This window comes from Riemerella anatipestifer, assembly GCF_035666175.1.
GTDB lineage: Bacteria > Bacteroidota > Bacteroidia > Flavobacteriales > Weeksellaceae > Riemerella > Riemerella anatipestifer_D.
The window spans coordinates 916,836-938,464 of the sequence record NZ_CP142016.1; the positions used below are offsets into that span (position 1 = coordinate 916,836).

Annotated in this window: 20 protein-coding genes; 9 read left to right on the top strand and 11 right to left on the bottom strand. The window is 35.0% G+C overall.

Features of this window, described 5'->3' with window-relative positions; translation table 11 throughout:
• Positions 1-133: 133 nt before the first annotated feature.
• Positions 134-895: an exodeoxyribonuclease III gene (locus VIX88_RS04535; protein ID WP_064971015.1), complete on the bottom strand. Its 762-nt coding sequence runs from the start codon at positions 893-895 to the stop codon at positions 134-136.
• Between the two features lie 15 nt (positions 896-910).
• On the bottom strand, positions 911-1,888 hold the full coding sequence (gene dusB, locus VIX88_RS04540) for a tRNA dihydrouridine synthase DusB (protein ID WP_222535146.1): 978 nt from the start codon (positions 1,886-1,888) through the stop codon (positions 911-913).
• A gap of 198 nt (positions 1,889-2,086) precedes the next feature.
• On the opposite strand from dusB, the gene VIX88_RS04545 reads away from it, so the two are divergent.
• Positions 2,087-2,656 carry a hypothetical protein gene (locus VIX88_RS04545; RefSeq protein ID WP_154468828.1) on the top strand — a complete coding sequence of 190 codons (570 nt, stop codon included), beginning with the start codon at positions 2,087-2,089 and terminating at the stop codon, positions 2,654-2,656.
• Positions 2,657-2,709: 53 nt separating this feature from the next.
• On the opposite strand, the gene VIX88_RS04550 is transcribed toward VIX88_RS04545, so the two are convergent.
• Entirely contained in the window at positions 2,710-3,573 is an 864-nt protein-coding gene (locus VIX88_RS04550) for a hypothetical protein (RefSeq protein WP_154468829.1), read from the bottom strand.
• Between the two features lie 309 nt (positions 3,574-3,882).
• Here VIX88_RS04550 and VIX88_RS04555 point away from each other — a divergent pair, with 309 nt between their 5' ends.
• Positions 3,883-4,539, top strand: coding sequence for a hypothetical protein (locus VIX88_RS04555; protein WP_014938261.1), 657 nt, complete (start codon positions 3,883-3,885; stop codon positions 4,537-4,539).
• A gap of 131 nt (positions 4,540-4,670) precedes the next feature.
• Here the strand turns inward: VIX88_RS04555 and VIX88_RS04560 are convergent, their stop codons facing one another.
• On the bottom strand, positions 4,671-7,856 hold the full coding sequence (locus VIX88_RS04560) for a hypothetical protein (protein WP_222535147.1): 3,186 nt from the start codon (positions 7,854-7,856) through the stop codon (positions 4,671-4,673).
• 183 nt (positions 7,857-8,039) lie between these two features.
• Between VIX88_RS04560 and VIX88_RS04565 the strand changes: the two genes are divergently transcribed.
• The 7 genes from VIX88_RS04565 (at position 8,040) to VIX88_RS04595 (ending at position 15,006) form a co-directional block, all read left to right on the top strand.
• The gene (locus VIX88_RS04565; RefSeq protein WP_154212758.1) at positions 8,040-8,813 is read left to right on the top strand and encodes a T9SS type A sorting domain-containing protein; all 774 of its coding nucleotides are present in this window, start codon (positions 8,040-8,042) and stop codon (positions 8,811-8,813) included.
• A 14-nt stretch (positions 8,814-8,827) separates the two neighbouring features.
• Complete coding sequence (locus VIX88_RS04570; protein WP_237190414.1) at positions 8,828-9,031, top strand: hypothetical protein; 204 nt, start codon at positions 8,828-8,830, stop codon at positions 9,029-9,031.
• 263 nt (positions 9,032-9,294) lie between these two features.
• Positions 9,295-9,567: a T9SS type A sorting domain-containing protein gene (locus tag VIX88_RS04575; RefSeq protein ID WP_237190416.1), complete on the top strand. Its 273-nt coding sequence runs from the start codon at positions 9,295-9,297 to the stop codon at positions 9,565-9,567.
• Positions 9,568-9,675: 108 nt separating this feature from the next.
• Positions 9,676-10,554 (top strand): IS982-like element ISRa1 family transposase, encoded by an 879-nt coding sequence (locus VIX88_RS04580; RefSeq protein WP_127919832.1) that lies wholly within the window; start codon positions 9,676-9,678, stop codon positions 10,552-10,554.
• A 113-nt stretch (positions 10,555-10,667) separates the two neighbouring features.
• The gene (locus VIX88_RS04585) at positions 10,668-11,462 is read left to right on the top strand and encodes a thymidylate synthase (protein WP_013446852.1); all 795 of its coding nucleotides are present in this window, start codon (positions 10,668-10,670) and stop codon (positions 11,460-11,462) included.
• A 106-nt stretch (positions 11,463-11,568) separates the two neighbouring features.
• Complete coding sequence (locus tag VIX88_RS04590; protein ID WP_004918508.1) at positions 11,569-12,447, top strand: IS982-like element ISRa1 family transposase; 879 nt, start codon at positions 11,569-11,571, stop codon at positions 12,445-12,447.
• A gap of 48 nt (positions 12,448-12,495) precedes the next feature.
• A complete protein-coding gene (locus VIX88_RS04595) occupies positions 12,496-15,006 on the top strand; it encodes a M1 family metallopeptidase (RefSeq protein ID WP_222535148.1) in 2,511 nt (836 codons plus the stop codon).
• Positions 15,007-15,064: 58 nt separating this feature from the next.
• On the opposite strand, the gene VIX88_RS04600 is transcribed toward VIX88_RS04595, so the two are convergent.
• The 7 genes from VIX88_RS04600 to lpxD form a co-directional block, all read right to left on the bottom strand.
• Positions 15,065-15,736: a porin family protein gene (locus VIX88_RS04600; RefSeq protein WP_064969504.1), complete on the bottom strand. Its 672-nt coding sequence runs from the start codon at positions 15,734-15,736 to the stop codon at positions 15,065-15,067.
• A gap of 97 nt (positions 15,737-15,833) precedes the next feature.
• A complete protein-coding gene (gene sucD / locus VIX88_RS04605; RefSeq protein ID WP_310503697.1) occupies positions 15,834-16,706 on the bottom strand; it encodes a succinate--CoA ligase subunit alpha in 873 nt (290 codons plus the stop codon).
• Between the two features lie 104 nt (positions 16,707-16,810).
• On the bottom strand, positions 16,811-17,713 hold the full coding sequence (locus tag VIX88_RS04610) for an LpxD N-terminal domain-containing protein (RefSeq protein WP_064969501.1): 903 nt from the start codon (positions 17,711-17,713) through the stop codon (positions 16,811-16,813).
• Between the two features lie 63 nt (positions 17,714-17,776).
• Entirely contained in the window at positions 17,777-18,340 is a 564-nt protein-coding gene (gene efp / locus VIX88_RS04615) for an elongation factor P (RefSeq protein ID WP_064969500.1), read from the bottom strand.
• 26 nt (positions 18,341-18,366) lie between these two features.
• The gene (gene lpxA / locus VIX88_RS04620) at positions 18,367-19,155 is read right to left on the bottom strand and encodes an acyl-ACP--UDP-N-acetylglucosamine O-acyltransferase (protein WP_004918668.1); all 789 of its coding nucleotides are present in this window, start codon (positions 19,153-19,155) and stop codon (positions 18,367-18,369) included.
• 7 nt (positions 19,156-19,162) lie between these two features.
• Complete coding sequence (locus VIX88_RS04625) at positions 19,163-20,557, bottom strand: bifunctional UDP-3-O-[3-hydroxymyristoyl] N-acetylglucosamine deacetylase/3-hydroxyacyl-ACP dehydratase (protein WP_064969499.1); 1,395 nt, start codon at positions 20,555-20,557, stop codon at positions 19,163-19,165.
• Positions 20,550-21,584, bottom strand: a complete 1,035-nt coding sequence (gene lpxD / locus VIX88_RS04630; RefSeq protein ID WP_214194069.1) for a UDP-3-O-(3-hydroxymyristoyl)glucosamine N-acyltransferase — start codon at positions 21,582-21,584, stop codon at positions 20,550-20,552. The genes VIX88_RS04625 and lpxD overlap by 8 nt, the downstream gene beginning before the upstream one ends.
• Positions 21,585-21,629 lie beyond the last annotated feature (45 nt).

A 21,629-nucleotide genomic window follows, 5' to 3' on the forward strand; every position in this document is an offset into this window, starting at 1 on the left:
AGTAGCCTATTTTATTACCTTTTACCGAATGCTACGGAACAGAGTATCCGTCCTTACCGTAACGGGGTGTCTGTCCTTAGGCTAACGGAGGGTCTGTTACGGTAAGGACAGCCTTTCTGTTGAGAAACACGCCCTATTTTAACTCTACTAAAACGGGACAATGGTCCGAGTGATAAGCCTCACTAAGAATAAGCCCTCTAGACAAACGGCTTTCTAGAGAGTCTGACACAAAATGATAGTCTAACCTCCAACCCTTATTATTAGCTCGTGCATTTTGTCTATAACTCCACCACGAGTATTGGTTGGGTTCGGTATTAAAATAACGGAAGCTATCTATTAACCCACATTCTTTTATAAACTCTGTCATCCATTCTCGTTCTATAGGAAGAAAGCCAGATACATTTTTTAATCTTACAGGATCGTGGATATCTATTGCTTGATGACAGATATTAAAATCTCCCGAAATAATTAAATTAGGAATGGTTTTTCTTAGCTCTTTTATATAAGCTAAAAAATCATAGCAAAACTGCATTTTAAAATCCAACCTATCTATATTGGTAGCGGAAGGCACATATACAGATATTACCGAAAAATCTTCAAAATCAGCTCTTATTACTCGTCCTTCTTTATCGTATAGCTCCATATCACAACCATATTCTACGTGCTTAGGCTGAATTTTAGTAGCGATACCTACCCCGCTATACCCTTTCTTTTCCGCAGAAAACCAATAGGTATGGTAGCCCTCTTTCTCGAAACTTGCTATATCTATTTGGTCTTTTTGAGCCTTGCTTTCCTGAAAACAAATAACATCGGGAGCAGCATGTCCTAACCAACCGATTAAATCCTTATTAAAAGCTGCCCGAATACCATTGACATTATAAGATATTATCTTCATTATTTTGTTTTAGCTTTAATTATTTGCCTCTATGATTTGACTGATGAGGCTATCCATCTCTTCCAAAGTAAGTATTTCTAAAAACCTTTTTCTATACTCCTTAAAATGTGGTACCCCACGGAAATAATTACTGTAATGTTGCCTCATTTCTATCAATCCAAGGCGTTCACCTTTCCATTCAGCACTCCATTCGGCGTGTTGCCTTACTGCGGTTAAACGGTCTTGCAAAGTAGGTTCTGGAAGTAACTCTCCTGTTTGGAAAAAATGTTTTACTTCATTAAAAATCCAAGGATAACCAATGGCAGCTCTACCAATCATAACTCCATCACAAGCATATTTGTTTCTATAATCTAAGGCTTTTTGAGGAGAATCTATATCTCCGTTCCCAAAAATAGGAATCTCAATATTAGGGTTTTGTTTAATGCGAGAAATATGCTCCCAGTCGGCTTCCCCTTTATACATTTGGGCCCTCGTTCTTGCGTGTATGGTAAGAGCTTTAATACCTGCCTCTTGCAGTCGCTCCGCTACTTCATCTATATTGATACTGCTAGTATCCCAGCCCAACCTTGTCTTAACTGTTACAGGTAAATGGGTAGAATTTACTACGGCTTTGGTAAGCCTTACCATTAGGTCTATATCTTTCAAAACCCCTGCTCCTGCCCCTTTGCAAACTACTTTCTTCACAGGACACCCAAAGTTAATATCTACCAAATCGGGTTGTACCGTTTCTACTATTTTGGCAGACATCGCCATAGCTTCCTCATCTCCCCCAAAAATTTGGATACCAATAGGTCTTTCGTAATCAAAAATATCTAACTTCTTTTTAGACTTTATAGCATCTCTGATAAGCCCTTCCGAAGAGATAAACTCCGAATACATTAAATCTGCACCGTGCATTTTACAAAGCCTACGAAACGGAGGGTCGCTCACATCTTCCATAGGAGCCAGCAATAAAGGAAAATCTGGCAATTCTATATTCCCTATTTTTACCATTCTGCAAAAGTAAGTGTTTTTTTATTATTTCGTATTAACCGACCTCTCCCTAGAAAGGTTTTTGAATACACTAGGGAAAACTTATAATTAACCATATAAGATTTAACTTAAACTTAATATCCCTTTCTAGATTTAATTAAAAGTATAGTTCTACTTTCGTGTCCTAATAACTTTTATTCACATATAAAACCATATATTATGCAAAAAATCATTATATCATTCATCTTTGTATTGTGTTTCGCTAATCTATTTTCACAAGACACCTGCCAAATTAGAACCTCTCCTCATTACCAAAATCTAAAAATAATAAATGCTGAAAAAGTGAAATGTATAGCTCAAAACCGCCCAAGACCATCACTATTTTTTACCTTCGGTATTTGGTGTTACCCTTGTAGATTACACGCAAAAGGAGCTTATGACTTTGCTAAAGGACACAATCTTAACTTTTATGTAGTACTTATTGAAAATGACAAAGAAAAAAATTACAGAATACTAAAAGCAATTGACTTTTGGGAAAATATAGACAAAAACATCAATATACTATTAGTCAGCAATGAGTACAGTTCTAGACCTAGAGCCAAGAACAAAAAATTCCTTACCGAAATTACACCTCCAGAATTTGAAAATATAGACGATATGTCAAAATATATCCTAGTTAATAATTTAGGAAAAGTAGAAATGGTAACTAGCTACAAAGACTTTGGAAAAGATGATTGGAGAGATGACTCTGGTATTCTTGCCAGAAAGATTTTACCACTAATTAAATAACAAAAAATCGGAGGGAAGGCTCTCCGATTTTTTTATGATACTGTGCTAAAACACTACTTAGTAACAGTTTTGTACTCTATCTTAGAGGTTTTGTATTTCTTATCATCTACGCTATTCTCAAACTCTGTAGGAAAGTTTTTGTCATTATAAGTATACCTATAGGCTTCTGTATGCGTATAAGTCCTCGTATTGTCTACCCCTTCCTTTCTATTTTTAGTCAATACATTATTGAAACTACCAAACGGAGCGTTTAATATAAATTGAGAATACCCCAACTTATCAAAACCACCGACATTCTTAAAAATTGAATTTTTATCGTCATAAGTGTAATTTTCTTCCTTAGTCGTATCATAAGTATAAGAGTAGCCAGAGTCATAATAATCGGTTGAAGTCTTCTTTCCTACACCCCTTATTACCTGCTTATTAGGCGTAAGTGTGTAGGTATACGCTCCCACAGCTTCTGACCGCAATTTTTCCCCTGCTACATTTTTCTTGCTATAAGTTACGCTCACACTGTTGCCATTAAGTGTATAAGTATAGACATGGGTAATAGTAGCACTATTGTAACTTTCCACCAAAGTTTCTTTACTTAAGTTACCTTTGCTATCATATTCAAAAATTCTTTCTTCTTCATTACTCTTTATTTTAGTAATAAGGTCATCTTGATAAGTAAAGGCAGTGTTCCCCTCTCCATCACGACTAACCAATTTAGTAAGTTTAGTCCCATCATAAGTAAAATCATAAACTGATGTTCTCTTTGGGTTACCATTTTTATCATAGTAAATTTCCTCTGCCTTAGAAGGCAATAGCAATTCCTCCTTAGGCGTAGGCGTAGACTCATCATCATTTCGGTTACAAGACACCGCTAAAAAAGCAGGCAAAATTGCCATAGACAATAAATAAAATACCTTTTTCATAGAAATAAATTTTAAATTGTACGAAATTTTGATACTGCAAAGATAACTATTTTTTAATAAAATTTTGAAGAAAAACTACTATATTTACTCCATAGGAATACAAAAATAGATGTGAGGAACATAAGAACCTCCGTGAGGAATACAAAAACAGCTTTGAGGAACAGAAAAACAATCGTGAGGAATAGAAGAACAGCAATGAGGAACCCAATATTTTGATGGGGAACTAAAGAATAACATTGAGGAATAGAAGAATGAACAGTTTTTATCCATAAAATTGAAAATAAACTAACCCAATTAAAATATATTACGATGAACAAGCTAAGAACAACCGAACTTCAGTGCCTAGAAAACTACCGACTACTATTCGCCAACCTAGACGAAGTTCAAGACCTCAAAACCGAACTTGAAGCCTATGGCTACAACGATACTAAAATCCAACAAGGTAAAGCTCTCTTTAGCAAAACACAGCAACTCTACGACCAAAACAAGCAAGAAACTGCCGAAGAAAAAGAAGCCTATGCCCATTTTGCCAACGCCTACAACGAGCTCAAGAAAAACTACAACAAGCACCGCAAAATAGCAAAAGTAGCCCTAATGAAAAAGCCCGAACTCTGGAAAACCCTCGCCATAGATGGTAGTGCCTCTGCCGCTTACCTCAAAAATATGGAAGAGATGAAAACCTTCTACACCCAAGCCCAGAGCCACAGCGAAGCAAAGCCACTCTTAGAGCAGTTTAAACTCACCAAAACCCTCGTAGATGAACAAAAGGCTGCACTACAACAAGTAGAACACCTAAGAGCTAATTACGAAAAAGAAAAAGGCGAAAGCCAAGACGCCACCAAACAAAAAAACAAAGCCTTTACCGAACTTTCTGACTGGGTACAAGACTTTTATGCCGTTGCTCGTATTGCCTTAGAAGACCGCCTGCAACTGTTAGAAAGCATTGGCAAATTTGTACGCAGTTAGGAAAGAATTTCACCCACAATCAAAAACAGTTCTTCCAAAAAGAGGAACTGTTTTTTGTCCCCACCCTCTTATTTACCCTTTAAAAATCAAATTTTTAATAAATTTATCTCACTATAAATTCACAAAATACTCTAAAACCCTGCCCTCACTTGTACACTTCCTATGTGTATGGTTCTGTCCCCAGAATTTCGTCCCTCATAGTTGAGGTTAAGTTTTATAAATGAATTTATAGACTGCTGCAAAAACACCGTCCATACCTGATTTTTGCCCACTTTAAGTCCTTCTAGCATTTGGTTGCCTACCAAACTAAAACTATTACCTTTAAAATCATTATTGATGAACGAAAAACTTCCCCTAACCGAAGTCTTAGAACACTCCCATTGTAAACTTCCTGTAAGTTCAAAAGTTTTTAAATACTCTTCTCCGTCTAGCCTTTGTTTTTGCTTTAGAGCAGAAGATAGCTCTGCTTGTATAGCCTCTGTAAGTTTATAGGTTAATTTTGGGCGTGTTTCTAGATGAATTAAATGATAATCTCTAGATTTAAACATCTCCGAAGCATTAGTTAAACTCTGATACTGATTTTCCCAATCCGCTCTAAGATTTTTATTGAACCAATAGCCAATATTCACAAAGTGAGAAGACTGCTTTTTAGACTCTAAACTGAAATTAGCATTTATTATGTTATCATTTAATATCAATCGGTAAGTGCCATTCCACCCCGAAACTTCATTAGGTAAAAATTGTGCCGTTGCCAAGAAGCTTTGATTTTTTAGAATTTGATTTTGTTGTTTTTCAAACGGATTCCAAACCAAAACACGGTCTTTTTTATAAAAAGAATTTTGAGATAAAAGCGAAAGATTAAAATTCCACCTTTTCACAAAACGACTTTGAGAGTTAAATATCTGTGCTGGACTGATGAATAACGACAGCTGAAGTTTGTTTTTATTAGAAGGTAAATATTTTATTGTATTGGTATAAACCCTGATGTATCGAGCTAAATCAGCATATTCCGCTACTTCAAACTCGTCTAACTGCTGTACCCCATCGCCGTTGTAGTCTGTCCATTTGTAAATCCCTTGTCCATCGGTTACTTTTAAATACTGAAATTCCCTTTGTGCCTCTTGCCCATTACCCAACTCATAAAAGGCTTGGAGCCTCGCTCCATTATTAAACAACTGCTGATGATATAAAATATTCCCCACTACAAAATCCTGATTTTGATTCTGAACCAACGATTCCGAAGTATGATAAAACTTACGATAATGAGCCAATGCCGTAAGAGTTGTTTTTTCATTTTTAATAATTTGGCTCTCCACCATTGCCCCCAAAATCTGATTAACCTTTTCTAAACCTGCATTTCTCACAGAATCGTTCTCTCTTAGATAGAGTTTTGTTAGAAGTAAAGTTCTGTTTTCATTACCTATTTTTTTCTGTACAAATAGTTCTCGCCACGCAAAACTCGTAGCATCTGTTTTTTGGATATTGTTGAAGTTTTTAAGATTATGTTCCATTTGCCCACCCAATGTCCAACTTCCTTTTTCGCCTAAATATGAAGTGGAAGCAAGACCTCTTATAAAACGAGTATCTTGAAAATCCGAATTGGTATTAAGGTAGGATACATTACCTTCTGTAAGCCATTTATTTTTTATCCATTTAAAATTCAAATCATTTTTAATCCCTTGATAAGTACTAGCTTCATTGAGGAAATTAAGCGTATAGTTGAGTGCAGAGCCTTGCTTCCATTCATTTAAAAAACCAAATGTAAGTCTGTTTTGTGTTCTGTGATTAAACTCTTGAGAAAGATTAAAATCCCTAGCAAACTCCACATTATTGAGACGGTCTAAGATATGAAAATGCTTATTGATATGCTGAAACTCAAAACTTGACGTCCCCTTCCATTGACCTTTAGTAAAGGTTTTTGCTCCTACTATTCGTGCAGCGTAGCCTTTATTTTCATCATTATTTTTGGAAGAAAATAAATTAACATCATAATGACTTAACGAAACATCAGCTCCCACATAGCCTTGATTAAGCAAATAAGAAACATTAGCCGAAAGCACCTGTGTTTTTTGAGGTGCTGGTAACTTTCGCAACGCAGAATAGTCGCCTCTACCCTGCCCTACATATTCAAAAACCCGACCATTATTCGTGGTTTGTTTCAGTATATAATCGCCTACATTTTGCCCTGTGTAAGAAAAGGAAACTTGATAAAGTTTTTCATTAGCATCGGTAGAAAACTCATAGTAATCTCCATTAGCATCGCTTACTTTTCGATAAAGAATTTTATTAACATCGTAAGCCGTTTCAACTCCAGATGGAGCCACCATTAAAGCAGAATTGCTCCCTGCCTGTGCCAATATTTTTTGGTCTTCTTCACTTAAATTAAGTGATAGAGGTGCATTTTTGTTATCACTTTCAAGAAACCAATTAAGCTCAAGTTTCAATTTCTCTCGCTGATGTTCCACTCCTCCAGTAACTAAAAAACGTGTGTAGTTTCGGTTGGTATAGTTGTATGAAATGGTGATGAAGTTTTGATTGTAAATAGGTCTAAAGCTCGTAAAGGTAACCTCTCCCGTATTGTAGTTAATGATATAATCTAAGTTCTCTCCTCTCTTCATTAAAACGCCATCAATAAACACCTGTTCGGAACCAGATATAATGGTGATAAAGGTTTCTCCATTCTTGCCTGACAACCTATAAGGACCTTGGTTACCTTCCACTCCTTGAAACCTAATTCTATGAAATTCGCTACGAGCCACCCCAGCCGATAAATGTATAGAAGTTGGATTTTCTTTTCCCATTTTGGTTTGAAACTCTAGCCCTAGACTTCGTCTTTGATATCTCCCGAAGTAAGTCGTTTCATCATTCAAATCCAAATGTCCCGCTCGAAGGATTGATTTTTTTTTGATGTTGAGCTGTACAAAAATTTTATCAAACTCGTCTAATGTTTGCGTATAACCATCTGCCTGTATCGGAAGATTATGGTCCGAGATACTGGCTAAAATAGATACCTCTTGGCTTAATTGACCCGAAATCTGTAAATCCATAGAACTTTGCACCGATGAGCCTTGGGCATTACCAAAAGAAATACCTCTGATAATAGCCCCTTGAGTATTAAGGTTACCTAAATCTAGTTGAGATTTACTGGCAGACGGAAGCTCTAACTTCTCTACAATACTTCTCTGTGGTAACTTTATAAAATCCAAAGTATCTCTTGTAAAAACCTCCTTGTTGATATTAGCTATAATAAGGCTATCCTTCTTTGTAGAGTCTTTAAGATAAGGGTTATGCCAAGAAAATACCTGCCCATATACCATATATGAGTTAAACCAAACTATGAGCAAAGCGACTATATACTTCAAGATATGACTAACAAGAAATTGCAAATTTACATAACGGAATATTAACAAAACTTAATATAAATCATATTGGCTTTTTCTTCTTTTCTGTAATAAAGTTTTTAACTTTGGGGCAGATAATAACTTTAAAAAAAATAATATATGAGAAAATTTTATTCTTTAATGGCTGCAGTAGCTTTGGTAACAACAGTTTCTGCACAGAATTTGGTGCAAAATCCAGGTCTAGAAAATTGGAACGATACTGGTAAAGCTGTAGATTGGTTTCACGATTCAAATAGCTCAAAAGCTGATACTAAAAAGCATAGTGGTTCTTTTTCTGGACAAATAAAATCACCAAGTAAAGGAAGTAACAGTATGGGAATGAAAGACATTGCTGTTACTCCTGGAAAAACTTATGTCTATTCTGGCTGGTATCTTCAAGAAACAGCTTCAACTAGAGTTAGACATTGGGGACAGTGGAGAACCGCCACAGGACTACTTAGCGATACGAGTTTACAATCAGAATTTATTGATACTACTTCTTCTGAATGGAAACAATTTAAAATAGAAGCCGTTGCTCCAGAAGGTGCAGAAGTTGCTAGATTGTCTTTCAGAGTGTATAAAGGGAACGATGCTGCTGAAGGTGTGGTCTATATAGACGATTTTTTCTTTGCGGACAAAGAAACTCTTTCTGTAACGGATATTAAAGATTTCAATAATAGCGTAAAATTCAACACTTTAGCAGATGATGTATTAACATTTAGTTTACCAAATAAAGCTACTGTAAATATCTATTCTCTAGATGGTAAACTACTTTCTTCTAGTAGAGTATCTTCTGGAAAATCAATCAATATATCTCATCTAGCTAAAGGGAATTATATTGTAACCGTACAGGATAATTACAACAAAATCAGCAGAAAAATCATTAAAAAATAAAAATTATATTAAAAATGAAAAAATTATTCTCTCTAATTACTAGTATAATAGTTTCAGCTTGCATCAATGCTCAAGTTTTCCAAGAAAACTTTAATGACATTAATGGTACAGGTGGTAATGATGGTGTTTTTAGTGGTAATGTAGCCTCTGCACCTCTCAATTCTTATGGAGACTGGACTCTAACAGAACTTACGAAGCTAATGCGTGTATTAAAATAGGAACAGGAAGTGGTTTAGGAAGTGTAACCACCCCAACTATCGCATTAACAGGAAACGGAAAACTTTCCTTTAAAGCAGCCGCTTGGGATACTAAAACAGAACAAACCTCTCTTAAAATTTCAGCAACTGGAGGAACTCTAAGTGTTTCAGAAGTTACATTAGATAAAGGAGCTTTTAAGATCTATACAGTAGATATCACTAACGCAACGGGAGATTTAAAGATTACCTTTGAAGGTTTTCAGGCTGCTAGATCAAGATTTTTTTTGGACGATATAGTAGTTACAGAAACCACTATGTCTGTATCTAACATCAATGCTAAAAAAATCAACTTGGTTAAAAATACTGTAGTGGATACACAATTACTATTTGGAGCAGACGCTGACATTAAAATTTACAATGTTAATGGGCAGTTAGTAAAATCTGCTAAAGTAAATAACGGTGAGGCTCTTAACCTGTCTTCTCTACCTAAAGGAGTTTACATTGTTTCTGGAGAAGTAAACGGTGAGAAAGTTTCTCAAAAAATTATCAAGAAATAAGTCAAATTTATTTTTAATTTAACCCGTTGTGCATTATGAAATGAAAAAAACAAGAGTTGTTTATTAGACTGAAAATCAGTATATTGTTTTTGCTATAAAACGATATAAATGAACAACTTAGAGCAAATATATGAAAGAATTTTGGAAGTTTTAGGACTTTTTTCAGAAAATCAACTGATTAGTTATCAGAGAAGAACACCTAAAATGAGCGATTTAGAAGTCATAAGTCTTAATATTACTGCTGAATACTTGAGTATTGATAGCGAATTACAGTTCTTTAGAAAATTGCCAAACTCTCTGATAAACAAAATTGAAAGAAGTGTTTACAATAAGCGAAAACGAAGACTATCCCTACAAACAGAGCAAATTAGACAGCGTATTTCGATGGAGTTCAATGAGTTTGAAGATATTTTTATCGTTGATAGCATGCCAATGAAAGTTTGTGAAAATGCTCGTTCTACTCGTTCAAAAATTTGTAAAGAGCAATCCTATTCTTCACCAACATATGGTTATTGTGCTTCACAGAAATTATATTTCTATGGCTATAAACTACACGCAGTATGTTCTTTAAATGGTGTGATTAAGAATTTTGATATAAGCCCTGCATCCGTTCACGACATCCACTATTTAAAAGATATTGGTGAGCAAATGCGAAACTGTACTTTAATTGGAGATAGAGGCTATTTATCAGCAAAAGTTCAAATAGATTTATTTAACTATGCTAATATTAAATTAGATACACCAATGAGAAGTAATCAGAAAGATTATATTCCTCAATTTTCATTGTACAAGAAAAAGCGAAAACGAATTGAGACATTTTTCTCTCAACTTTGCGACCAATTTATGATTAAAAGAAACTATGCTAAAACTTTTGAAGGCTTTAAAACAAGGATAATCAGTAAAATAACCGCCGCAACGGTTATTCAATATATCAATAAATTTATCTTCCAAAGAAAATTAAATCATCTAAAAATCAGTATTATTTAAAATGCACAACGAGTTTTAATTTATCATTAAAGTCTCGGATAATCCGAGACTTTTTTGTTACATAGTTTTCATACTTCCCAAAAAACATTAAATTTGGGATTTAAAAGATTATAATGCAAAACTATCTAGACTTACTTCAACATATACTAGACCACGGGACAGACAAAACCGACAGAACAGGCACAGGTACAAGGAGTGTCTTTGGCTATCAACTTAGATACGACCTTTCTAAGGGCTTCCCACTAGTTACTACAAAAAAGGTACACCTCAAATCTATTATTTACGAACTCCTTTGGTTTCTAAAAGGAGATACTAATATTAAATATCTTAACGATAATGGCGTAAGCATTTGGGACGAATGGGCAGACGATAATGGCAATTTAGGTCCCGTCTATGGTGCCCAATGGCGAAGCTGGAAGGGTGCTAATGGTAAAGTTATAGACCAAATTTCGGAGGTTATACACCAAATTAAAACTAATCCTGATAGCAGAAGACTCATTGTATCTGCGTGGAATGCTGCCGAAATCCCTAATATGGCACTAGCACCTTGCCACGCTTTGTTTCAGTTTTATGTTGCTGATGGTAGGTTATCACTACAACTTTATCAAAGGAGTGCCGATGTTTTTCTAGGTGTTCCTTTCAATATTGCTAGCTATGCATTGCTGACTATGATGGTAGCCCAAGTATGTGGCTTACAAGTAGGTGAGTACATTCACTCGTTTGGAGATGTGCATATTTATAACAATCATTTTGAGCAAGTACAAAAACAACTCTCCAGAGAGCCTAGACCGCTTCCTACTATGAAACTAAACCCTAGCGTAAAAGACCTTTTTGACTTTAAATTTGAGGATTTTACACTAGAAAATTATCACCCACATTCGGGCATTAAAGCACCTGTTGCCGTATAACCAACAATCAATTAGTAAAACCCGTTGTGCATTATGAAATGAAAAAAACAAGAGTTGTTTATTAGACTGAAAATCAGTATATTGTTTTTGCTATAAAACGATATAAATGAACAACTTAGAGCAAATATATGAAAGAATTTTGGAAGTTTTAGGACTTTTTTCAGAAAATCAACTGATTAGTTATCAGAGAAGAACACCTAAAATGAGCGATTTAGAAGTCATAAGTCTTAATATTACTGCTGAATACTTGAGTATTGATAGCGAATTACAGTTATTTAGAAAATTGCCAAACTCTCTGATAAACAAAATTGAAAGAAGTGTTTACAATAAGCGAAAACGAAGACTATCCCTACAAACAGAGCAAATTAGACAGCGTATTTCGATGGAGTTCAATGAGTTTGAAGATATTTTTATCGTTGATAGCATGCCAATGAAAGTTTGTGAAAATGCTCGCTCTACTCGTTCAAAAATTTGTAAAGAGCAATCCTATTCTTCACCAACATATGGTTATTGTGCTTCACAGAAATTATATTTCTATGGCTATAAACTACACGCAGTATGTTCTTTAAATGGTGTGATTAAGAATTTTGATATAAGCCCTGCATCCGTTCACGACATCCACTATTTAAAAGATATTGGTGAGCAAATGCGAAACTGTACTTTAATTGGAGATAGAGGCTATTTATCAGCAAAAGTTCAAATAGATTTATTTAACTATGCTAATATTAAATTAGATACACCAATGAGAAGTAATCAGAAAGATTATATTCCTCAATTTTCATTGTACAAGAAAAAGCGAAAACGAATTGAGACATTTTTCTCTCAACTTTGCGACCAATTTATGATTAAAAGAAACTATGCTAAAACTTTTGAAGGCTTTAAAACAAGGATAATCAGTAAAATAACCGCCGCAACGGTTATTCAATATATCAATAAATTTATCTTCCAAAGAAAATTAAATCATCTAAAAATCAGTATTATTTAAAATGCACAACGAGTTTAGTAAAATGTTTAAAATCTAAATTAAGTATATATGAAAAAAATTATCATCACCGCTTTAGCTTTAGGCTGTATTATTTCTACCCAATACAGTTTCGCTCAAACCGAAACTTCTGGGAGAGAAACCATCTATCGTGCCACTCATACTAAAACTACCGAACTTAAACATACCAAACTAAAAGTAAGTTTTGACTTTGAAAAAGAGCAGCTTCACGGAGAAGAATGGCTTACTGCTTCGCCTTATTTCTATCCATCGGACTCTTTAGTTCTTAATGCTAAAGCAATGCTCATACACGAAGTGGCTTTAGATAAAAATGGAAGCAAAGCTCCTCTAAAATACAGTTACAAAGACGATATTCTGCACATTTCTTTAGATAAAACTTATCAGAAAAATCAAGATTATACAGTTTATATTAAATATACCTCCAGACCTAACGAGGTAAAACAAAAAGGAAGTAAAGCTATAAATGATGCTAAGGGTCTTTACTTCATCAATGCTCAAGGCAAAGACCCTGACAAACCTACTCAAGTGTGGACTCAAGGAGAAACCGAATCTAATTCGGCTTGGTTCCCTACTATTGATAAGCCTAATCAAAAAACTACTCAGGAAATTTATATGACCGTTCCTGATAAATTTGTTACTCTTTCTAATGGGCTTCTAAAATCTTCCACCAAAGAGGCTAATAATCTAAGAACTGACCATTGGGTTATGGACAAAAAACACGCTCCGTACCTCTTCTTTATGGGCGTTGGAGAATATGCCGTAATTAAGGATAAATGGAGAAATATTCCTGTGGATTACTATGTAGAGAAAGAATATGCAGATTACGCCAAACAAATCTTTGGAAATACACCTGAAATGATGGAATTTTTCTCCAAAAAGCTAGGCTACGATTATCCTTGGGCAAAATACGCCCAACTAGTGGGGAGAGATTTTGTAAGTGGCGCAATGGAGAACACTACCGCCGTTATCCACGCCGAAAACGCTCAGCAAAAACCAGGAGATTTGATAGACGACAACCGTTGGGAAAGCACTATCGCACACGAGCTGTTCCACCATTGGTTTGGAGATTTGGTAACCACAGAAAGCTGGAGTAATCTTACTGTAAATGAAAGTTTTGCTAACTATTCTGAATACCTTTGGGAAGAATATAAGTACGGAAAAGATGCCGCAGATTATCACCTCAATAATAATAGTAGCAGATATATACACAACCCTTCCGACTTCAACAAAGACCTTGTAAGGTTTGATTACGAAAGCAGAGAAGATATGTTTGATTTAGTATCCTACAACAAAGGAGGAGCTATCCTACATATGTTAAGAAATTATTTAGGAGACGATGCCTTCTTTGCAGGTGTAACAGATTATCTCAAAACTCATGAGTACGGCACTGGGGAAGCTCACCAGTTAAGACTTTCGTTTGAAAAAATTTCTGGTAAAGACTTAAATTGGTTCTTCAACCAATGGTACTTTAATAGTGGAAATCCAAAATTAAATATACAATACAGCTACGAACCTGTAAAAAAAGAAGTTACTGTATCTATTTTACAAAGTCAAGAAAAGCCGTTTCAATTCCCACTTACTATAGATTTACACGAAGGAAACTCTGTAAAACGCCAAGATGTATGGGTAAATGCCAAAGCTAAAAATGATTTTACTTTTAGTGTGAATAAAAATCCTGATTTAATAAATGTAGATCCTGCTGGAGTTCTTTTAGCTGAAATAAACAATAGTAAAACTCCCGAACAGCTCTACTTACAATATACTAAGTCTAAAGAGTATAAAAGCAGATATTTAGCACTAAAAAACGCTTCCGAATCTACAACTTACCCTGAATCAGTAAAAACAATAGTAGCTGCACTAAAAGATGATTTTTTTAGATTGAGAATTCAAGCACTTAATGCCTTAGACTTATCTAATCCTGCACACGCAAAGGTAGCATTGGCTGAAGTTGAAAAAATCGCTAACAACGATCCTAAAACTTTAGTAAGAGCAGCAGCAATATTAGCTTTATCTAAAACAAAAAACAAAAAATATCTATCTCTATATGAGAAGAATATTGATGTAGTATCTAATGCCATTAAAGGAAGTGCATTGGCAGCCATTGCACAAACTGAACCTGAACGCATTAAAAGTCTAGCAGACAAAATAGATCTTTCTGGTGATTCAGAAGAATTAATTACCACATTACTACCTACCATAGTTAAAAACAAGATAGAATCTCAGATGCCACACATAGGTGGATTGGTCGCTTTTTATCCTTTCTTAAAATTTCAAAATCCTGAGTTAGGTAATGTAGCAGAAGAAGGTTTTAACTGGATTATGACTTCTGATAATTTAAAAGCCACAGAATCTATCACCAAAATTTTAGGTCAAGCTAAATCTGAAATCCCAAACAATCCTCAGGTTAAAATAATGATTATACAAATGCTTCAAAACGGAGTTTCCAAAAAAATGGAACTGCTAAAAACTCAACCTAGTAGTGATTGTCTTCATAAACAAATAGACAAAATAAATAAAATCATTGAGCTTTATAAAAACTAAGGCAACAAAAAAGAGAGATGAATTTCATCTCTCTTTTTTATTATAAACTATTTTTGGATTATTCAAAAATATAATTAAGTGTTACACTTAGTACTTGTTCCGATTTTTTCTTCTCTGTATTTAGGTCTCCTGTGTATGATTCCACCATATTACGATAAGTATTAGACAGCCCCAAATCATACTTTACCGCTACTTCTAATTGTCTTTTATAACTAAATCCTAAACCCACTCCTAAACCAAAATTAAAGCTACTTGCCTTTCCATTAAGATGAGGATATCTAGGATCGTTTCCCTCTATTGTATAAACCTGTCTAGATGGGCTTTCTACAGTTTGATTAATTAGAAAATTAAATCTAGGACCAAACATTCCAAAGAATTCAGACTCTGCTTCTGAAAAATAACCTTTTACATAAATAGGTACACTAATATAATCGTTGTAATATTTGGTATTCTTGTCACCTCCTCCTTTTTTAGTATAACCAGTTTCTCCCGCTTGGTAATATTGTATTTCTGGCTGTAAATATAATTGATCATCGTTATCAGCAGGGATTAACGCTAAAGCACCCACTTGAAAACCAAGTCTTTTACCCGATGGGTTATGTGCATTTTTAACTCCAGAATAGTTAACACCACCACTTACCCCAAAACGAGTATTTTCAAACTGAATATTGATTTGTGCAGAAGACAACCCAAAGACTAAACCTAATCCTACTAAAACTATTTTTTTCATAATCATATTTTTAAGAATAAAACTCCAATGATAGCAATCTATCATCAGAGTTTTTACCATTGTAATTAAAATTTTAATATTTATTTTTCAAAAAATACTACCCTAAAACCTTTGCAATAGTAACTCCTATATCAGCTGGAGAATCTACCACATTAATTCCGTTTTCTCTCATGATAGCCATTTTTGCTTGAGCAGTATCTTCAGCACCACCTACAATAGCACCAGCGTGTCCCATAGTTCTTCCTTTAGGTGCTGTTTGCCCCGCAATAAAACCAACTACTGGCTTCTTAGAACCACTAGCTTTATACCATTTAGCAGCTTCCGCTTCAAGGTTACCACCAATCTCACCAATCATTACCACAGCTTCAGTTTCTGGGTCGTTAATAAACATTTCTAAAGCCTCTTTAGTAGTAGTTCCAATGATAGGGTCTCCACCAATACCTATTGCCGTAGAAATACCATAACCTGCTCTTACCACTTGGTCTGCTGCTTCATAAGTAAGTGTTCCTGATTTAGATACAATACCTACTTTACCTTTCTTGAATACAAATCCCGGCATAATACCAATCTTAGCTTCATCAGAAGTGATGATACCTGGACAGTTAGGTCCAATTAGACGGCAATCTTTATCTGCAATATAATTTTTCACTTTAGTCATATCAGCTACTGGGATTCCTTCCGTGATACAAACAATCACTTTAATCCCTGCATCTGCAGCTTCCATAATAGCATCTGCAGCAAATGCTGGTGGTACAAAAATGATACTTACATTAGCATCTGCTTTTTCCACAGCGTCTGCTACGGTATTAAATACAGGCTTACCTAAATGCTCTGTACCTCCTTTTCCTGGAGTTACACCTCCCACTACATTTGTTCCGTAGTCTATCATTTGACCTGCATGGAAAGTTCCTTCGTCTCCTGTAAACCCTTGTACTATTACTCTAGAATCTTTGTTAACTAATACTGACATATTATATTTATTTATTTTTCTTTTTGATTATAATTACCCTTCTCTAAAAAGGTTTTTTATTTTTCGGTAAATTTAAGAATTTTTAAATTGATGAAAAAATTATTTTATTTCAAATTTTTCAACCTAACTTCCTTCCTTAAATAATCACGGAATTCTTCTGCTATAGTGCCAAAATAAGTTCCTTTCTTTAAATCTCTATTTATACCACATTTAGCGAGTAGTACCGTGCCTTTTTCTACTCTAACTCCAGAAGCCATACCTACTTGTCCCCAAATGGTAACCTCATCTTCAATCACGCAACACCCCGCAATACCTGTTTGGGAAGCAATAAGACACTTTTTACCAATAATGGTATCATGCCCTATCTGGATTTGATTATCCAACACAGAACCTTCGCCTATCACTGTAGAAGCAGTAACTCCTCTATCTATAGTACACCCATTGCCTATTTCTACATTATTCTCTATCACTACATTACCCACCGAAATCAATCTATCAAAATTCCCATTGAGTTTTCTATAATAAAATGCATCTCCTCCTAAAACGGTATTAGACTGAATGATAACATTGTCTCCTATTTCTGTTCTATCACCAATAACCACATTAGGAAAGATATGACAATTTTTTCCAATTTTAACTTGATTTCCTAGTACTACAGAAGGGTGAATAAAAGTCCCCTCTCCTATCTGAGCATCATTTAAATCTTTTTTAAAATTATAAATCTGTGTAAAGTAAGTATTTATTTTATTAAAATCCCTGAAAGGATCGTCAGAAATAAGTAAAGCCTTTCCCTCTGGACAAGCCACTTCTTTATCTATTAAAATAATAGTAGCAGCAGAGTTTAATGCTTTATCGTAGTATTTTGGGTGGTTTACAAATACAATATCACCTGGACGCACCATGTGAATCTCGTTAGTTCCTAAAACAGGAAAACTCTCATCTCCAACAAATTGAGTTCCTATAATATCAGCGATCGCCTTAAGCGTTTGTGGCTCTGAAAATGTCATAATTGAATAGAATTAAAAAATGAAATTCGGAGAGAACAACTCCCTCCGAATTTATTAGACTAATTATTTAACTCTCTCTAAATAAGAGCCGTCTTCTGTATTTACTTTTATTTTATCCCCTGGTTCTATAAATAGAGGCACCATTATCCTAGCTCCTGTCTCCACGATAGCGTTTTTAAGAGCATTAGTTGCAGTGTTACCCTTTACACCTGGGTCAGCCTCCACCACTTCTAGATAAACTGTAGGTGGAATTTCTGCTGAAAGAGGCGTTTCATCTTCCTCCTTCATAATGATAGTAACTTCTTCTCCTGCTTTCATAAACTGAGCATTCTCAATCATTTCTTTACCAATATAGATTTGAGAAAAATCATCATTATTCATAAAATGGAACCCATTATCATCATCATAAAGATACTGAAATTTACGAGTAATTACCTTTACTTCGTCTATCTTATGCCCTGCAGAGAAAGTGTTATCAATCACTTTACCATTAGTTACAGACTTAAGTTTAGTTCTCACGAAAGCAGGTCCTTTACCTGGTTTTACATGTAAAAACTCGATTACCTTGTAAATGTCGTTGCTGTAATTGATGCAAAGACCTTTTTTAATATCAGCTGTTGTTGCCATCTATATAATATGTTATTTATTTTTATTTAATCTTTACCTGTACCGTAACCTTTTACAATACCTCTAGGTGAGTTTTGTATAAATTGTAGGATTTCATCTCGTTCTGCCGTAGGAAGCATTTCTTTTTCTATATAAGAAACGGCTTGAGAAACATTCATTTTCATTTGGAAGATGATACGATAGATTTTTTGTATCTCAAATATTTTTTCATTAGAAAAACCTCTTCTTCTCAACCCTACAGAATTGATACCAGCATAGCTCATAGGCTCTCTAGCCACTTTAACATAAGGCGGAATATCCTTTCTTACCAGTGTACCTCCAGATACCATTACATGTTTACCTATTTTACCAAACTGATGAACTGCAGAAAGCCCACCCATAACGGTAAAATCTCCTATTTCTACATGCCCTGCAATGCCACATCCATTCACAATAATTACATGGTCTCCTAAAACACAATCGTGAGCAATGTGCGAGGTTGCCATTATCAGGCAGTTACTACCTATCTTGGTATATCCTAGTGCTTTAGTACCTCTATTGATGGTAACCGATTCTCTGATTGTAGTATTATCACCTATAATCACTTGAGTATCTTCTCCTTCAAATTTTAAATCTTGTGGTATCGCCGAAATTACTGTACCTGGGAAAATTCTACAATTTTTACCAATCCTAGCTCCGTTCATAATCGTTACATTAGGACCTATCCAAGTACCTTCTCCAATTTCCACATCTGCAGCTATGGTGGTAAATGGCTCTACCACCACATTTTTATCTATCTTAGCCCGTCTATCTACGGCTGCTAGCTGATGAATCACCTTTAATTTAGATTTTAGTTTTTGCTACTTGAGCCATAAGCTCTGCCTCTACCACTACGCTATCTCCTACATAGCCATACCCTTGCATATGTACGATACCTCTTCTAATAGGTTCTATAAGGTCTATTTTGAAGATAAGTGTATCTCCAGGAACTACCTTTTTCTTAAACTTAACCTTGTCTATTTTAACAAAGTAAGTAGAATAGTTTTCTGGGTCAGGCACATTAGCCAATACCAAAATACCTCCTGTTTGTGCCATTGCTTCTATCTGCAGAACCCCAGGCATTACAGGTTCTTTTGGGAAATGTCCCGTAAAGAAAGGCTCATTCATTGACACATTTTTAAGCCCTACCACATGAGTATCAGACAATTCCAAAATTTTATCTACTAATAAAAATGGTGGACGATGCGGAAGCAATCCCATAATCCCATTGATATCATAAACAGGCTCTTTAGTTAAATCAAAATCAGGCACATTTTTTTTCTTTTGTAATTTCCATTGGCGATTCAGTTTTTTAGCAAACTGAGTATTAACAAAGTGCCCAGGTTTATTAGCGATAACTTTACCTTTTATTTTAACTCCTACCAATGCCAAATCTCCAATGACATCTAGTAACTTGTGTCTAGCCGCTTCATTAGGATAGTTTAATGTCAAATTATCCAAAACTCCATTAGGACGAATAGATATTTCTTCTCTACCAAATGCTTTCTTTAGTTTTTCTGTGGTTTCTGGTGTAAGTTCTTTATCCACATAAACAATGGCATTGCTAATATCTCCACCCTTGATAAGTCCGTGGTCTAAAAGCATTTCTAACTCGTGTAAGAAACTAAAAGTTCTAGCACTAGCAAATTCCTCTTTAAACTCAGAAATATGCTTCATAGTTGCATTTTGAGTACCTAATACCTTAGTGCCAAAATCCACCATAGTTGTAATTTCATAAGTATCGGAAGGAATAATCGTAATATCAGACCCCGAATTTGGGTCAGTATAGCTCATTACTTCCTTTATCACTAGGTATTCTCTCGCTTTCTCTTGCTCTACGATGCCTGCTTTCTCTATTGCTTCTACAAAAAACTTAGAAGACCCATCTAAAATTGGAGGTTCTGCACTATCTAACTCTAATATTGCATTATCTAAATCCATACCTACTAGAGCCGCCAAAAGGTGCTCGCAGGTATGTATTTTAACCCCTAATTTTTCTAATGTAGTTCCCCTTTCGGTAGTGGTAACATAGTTTACATCTGCTTCCACTTGAGGATTTCCTTCCAAATCTGTTCTTACAAATACAAAACCTGTGTTTTCTTTAGCTGGTTTTATCGTAAGATTAACTTGTTTACCTGTATGAAGACCTATCCCTGAAAGAGAAACTTCTTCTTTTAAAGTTTTTTGCTTATCACTCATTAGTATTATCTTTTGAGTTTTTTTCTAGTTGATTTAACTTTTGAACAATCTTATTAAAGTTTCGGAAGTGAACATAATTTCTTCTGAAATCACTTGCCGAAATTGCTGGAGAACCATATAGAATTTCCCCATCAGACACACTATTATTTACGCCACTTTGGGCTTGTATTTTAACTTGATTACCAATATTAATATGCCCTACGATGCCTACTTGTCCACCCACTTGGTTCCAATCGCCTATGGTGGTAGAACCTGCAATACCTGCTTGAGCCGCAATTACATTATGTTTGCCTATCTTAACATTATGAGCAATCTGGATTAGGTTATCTATCTTGGTTCCTTCCCCTATAATGGTAGAGCCTATCGTTGCTCTATCTATACTACAGTTAGAACCAATCTCTACATTGTTCTCTATAATTACATTTCCTAATTGCGGAATTTTTTTAAAACCTTCTGCTGTTGGCTGGAAACCAAAACCATCGCCTCCTATCACTGTGTTAGAGTGTATAATGCAATTATCTCCTATCACACAACCATCATAAATCCTAGCACCACTATCTATTTTACAATTCTTACCAATCTTGACTCTCTTACCTATGTATACCTGAGACGCAATCTGAGAGCCTTCTCCCACCTTAGCTTTCTCCGAAATATAGGTAAACGCTCCTACGAAAACATTCTCTCCCAAAACAGCCGTCTGATGAATAAATGCTCCTTCTTCTACGCCTGATTTTCTATCCTGAACCATCTCGTTGTAAAGGTTCATTAGCACTTGAAAAGATAGGTAAGCATCTTCTACGGCTATAATGGTAGCCTTATATTCTTTTTTATCTAAGAGTTTTTTGGATACTATAAGAACCGAGCATTTAGTTTCCTCTATAAAATGAGAAAATTTCTCCTGAGCGACAAAAGACAAATGCCCTTCTTCACCACTTTCTATAGGAGAAACCCCTGTAATTAAAGTATTTTCGTTACCGATGATTTCCCCTTCAATAAAACCTGCAATCTGAGAAGCTGTAAATTCCATAATGTGCAAAGATAGTAATTTATAATATTTCTCTTGCAATTTATA

Coding starts and splice junctions, on each gene's coding strand:
- VIX88_RS04535 (WP_064971015.1), bottom strand. CDS start 895: ATGAAGATAATATCTTATAATGTCAATGGTATTCGGGCAGCTTTTAAT.
- dusB (WP_222535146.1), bottom strand. CDS start 1,888: ATGGTAAAAATAGGGAATATAGAATTGCCAGATTTTCCTTTATTGCTG.
- VIX88_RS04545 (WP_154468828.1), top strand. CDS start 2,087: ATGCAAAAAATCATTATATCATTCATCTTTGTATTGTGTTTCGCTAAT.
- VIX88_RS04550 (WP_154468829.1), bottom strand. CDS start 3,573: ATGAAAAAGGTATTTTATTTATTGTCTATGGCAATTTTGCCTGCTTTT.
- VIX88_RS04555 (WP_014938261.1), top strand. CDS start 3,883: ATGAACAAGCTAAGAACAACCGAACTTCAGTGCCTAGAAAACTACCGA.
- VIX88_RS04560 (WP_222535147.1), bottom strand. CDS start 7,856: ATGGTATATGGGCAGGTATTTTCTTGGCATAACCCTTATCTTAAAGAC.
- VIX88_RS04565 (WP_154212758.1), top strand. CDS start 8,040: ATGAGAAAATTTTATTCTTTAATGGCTGCAGTAGCTTTGGTAACAACA.
- VIX88_RS04570 (WP_237190414.1), top strand. CDS start 8,828: ATGAAAAAATTATTCTCTCTAATTACTAGTATAATAGTTTCAGCTTGC.
- VIX88_RS04580 (WP_127919832.1), top strand. CDS start 9,676: ATGAACAACTTAGAGCAAATATATGAAAGAATTTTGGAAGTTTTAGGA.
- VIX88_RS04585 (WP_013446852.1), top strand. CDS start 10,668: ATGCAAAACTATCTAGACTTACTTCAACATATACTAGACCACGGGACA.
- VIX88_RS04590 (WP_004918508.1), top strand. CDS start 11,569: ATGAACAACTTAGAGCAAATATATGAAAGAATTTTGGAAGTTTTAGGA.
- VIX88_RS04595 (WP_222535148.1), top strand. CDS start 12,496: ATGAAAAAAATTATCATCACCGCTTTAGCTTTAGGCTGTATTATTTCT.
- VIX88_RS04600 (WP_064969504.1), bottom strand. CDS start 15,736: ATGAAAAAAATAGTTTTAGTAGGATTAGGTTTAGTCTTTGGGTTGTCT.
- sucD (WP_310503697.1), bottom strand. CDS start 16,706: ATGTCAGTATTAGTTAACAAAGATTCTAGAGTAATAGTACAAGGGTTT.
- VIX88_RS04610 (WP_064969501.1), bottom strand. CDS start 17,713: ATGACATTTTCAGAGCCACAAACGCTTAAGGCGATCGCTGATATTATA.
- efp (WP_064969500.1), bottom strand. CDS start 18,340: ATGGCAACAACAGCTGATATTAAAAAAGGTCTTTGCATCAATTACAGC.
- VIX88_RS04625 (WP_064969499.1), bottom strand. CDS start 20,557: ATGAGTGATAAGCAAAAAACTTTAAAAGAAGAAGTTTCTCTTTCAGGG.
- lpxD (WP_214194069.1), bottom strand. CDS start 21,584: ATGGAATTTACAGCTTCTCAGATTGCAGGTTTTATTGAAGGGGAAATC.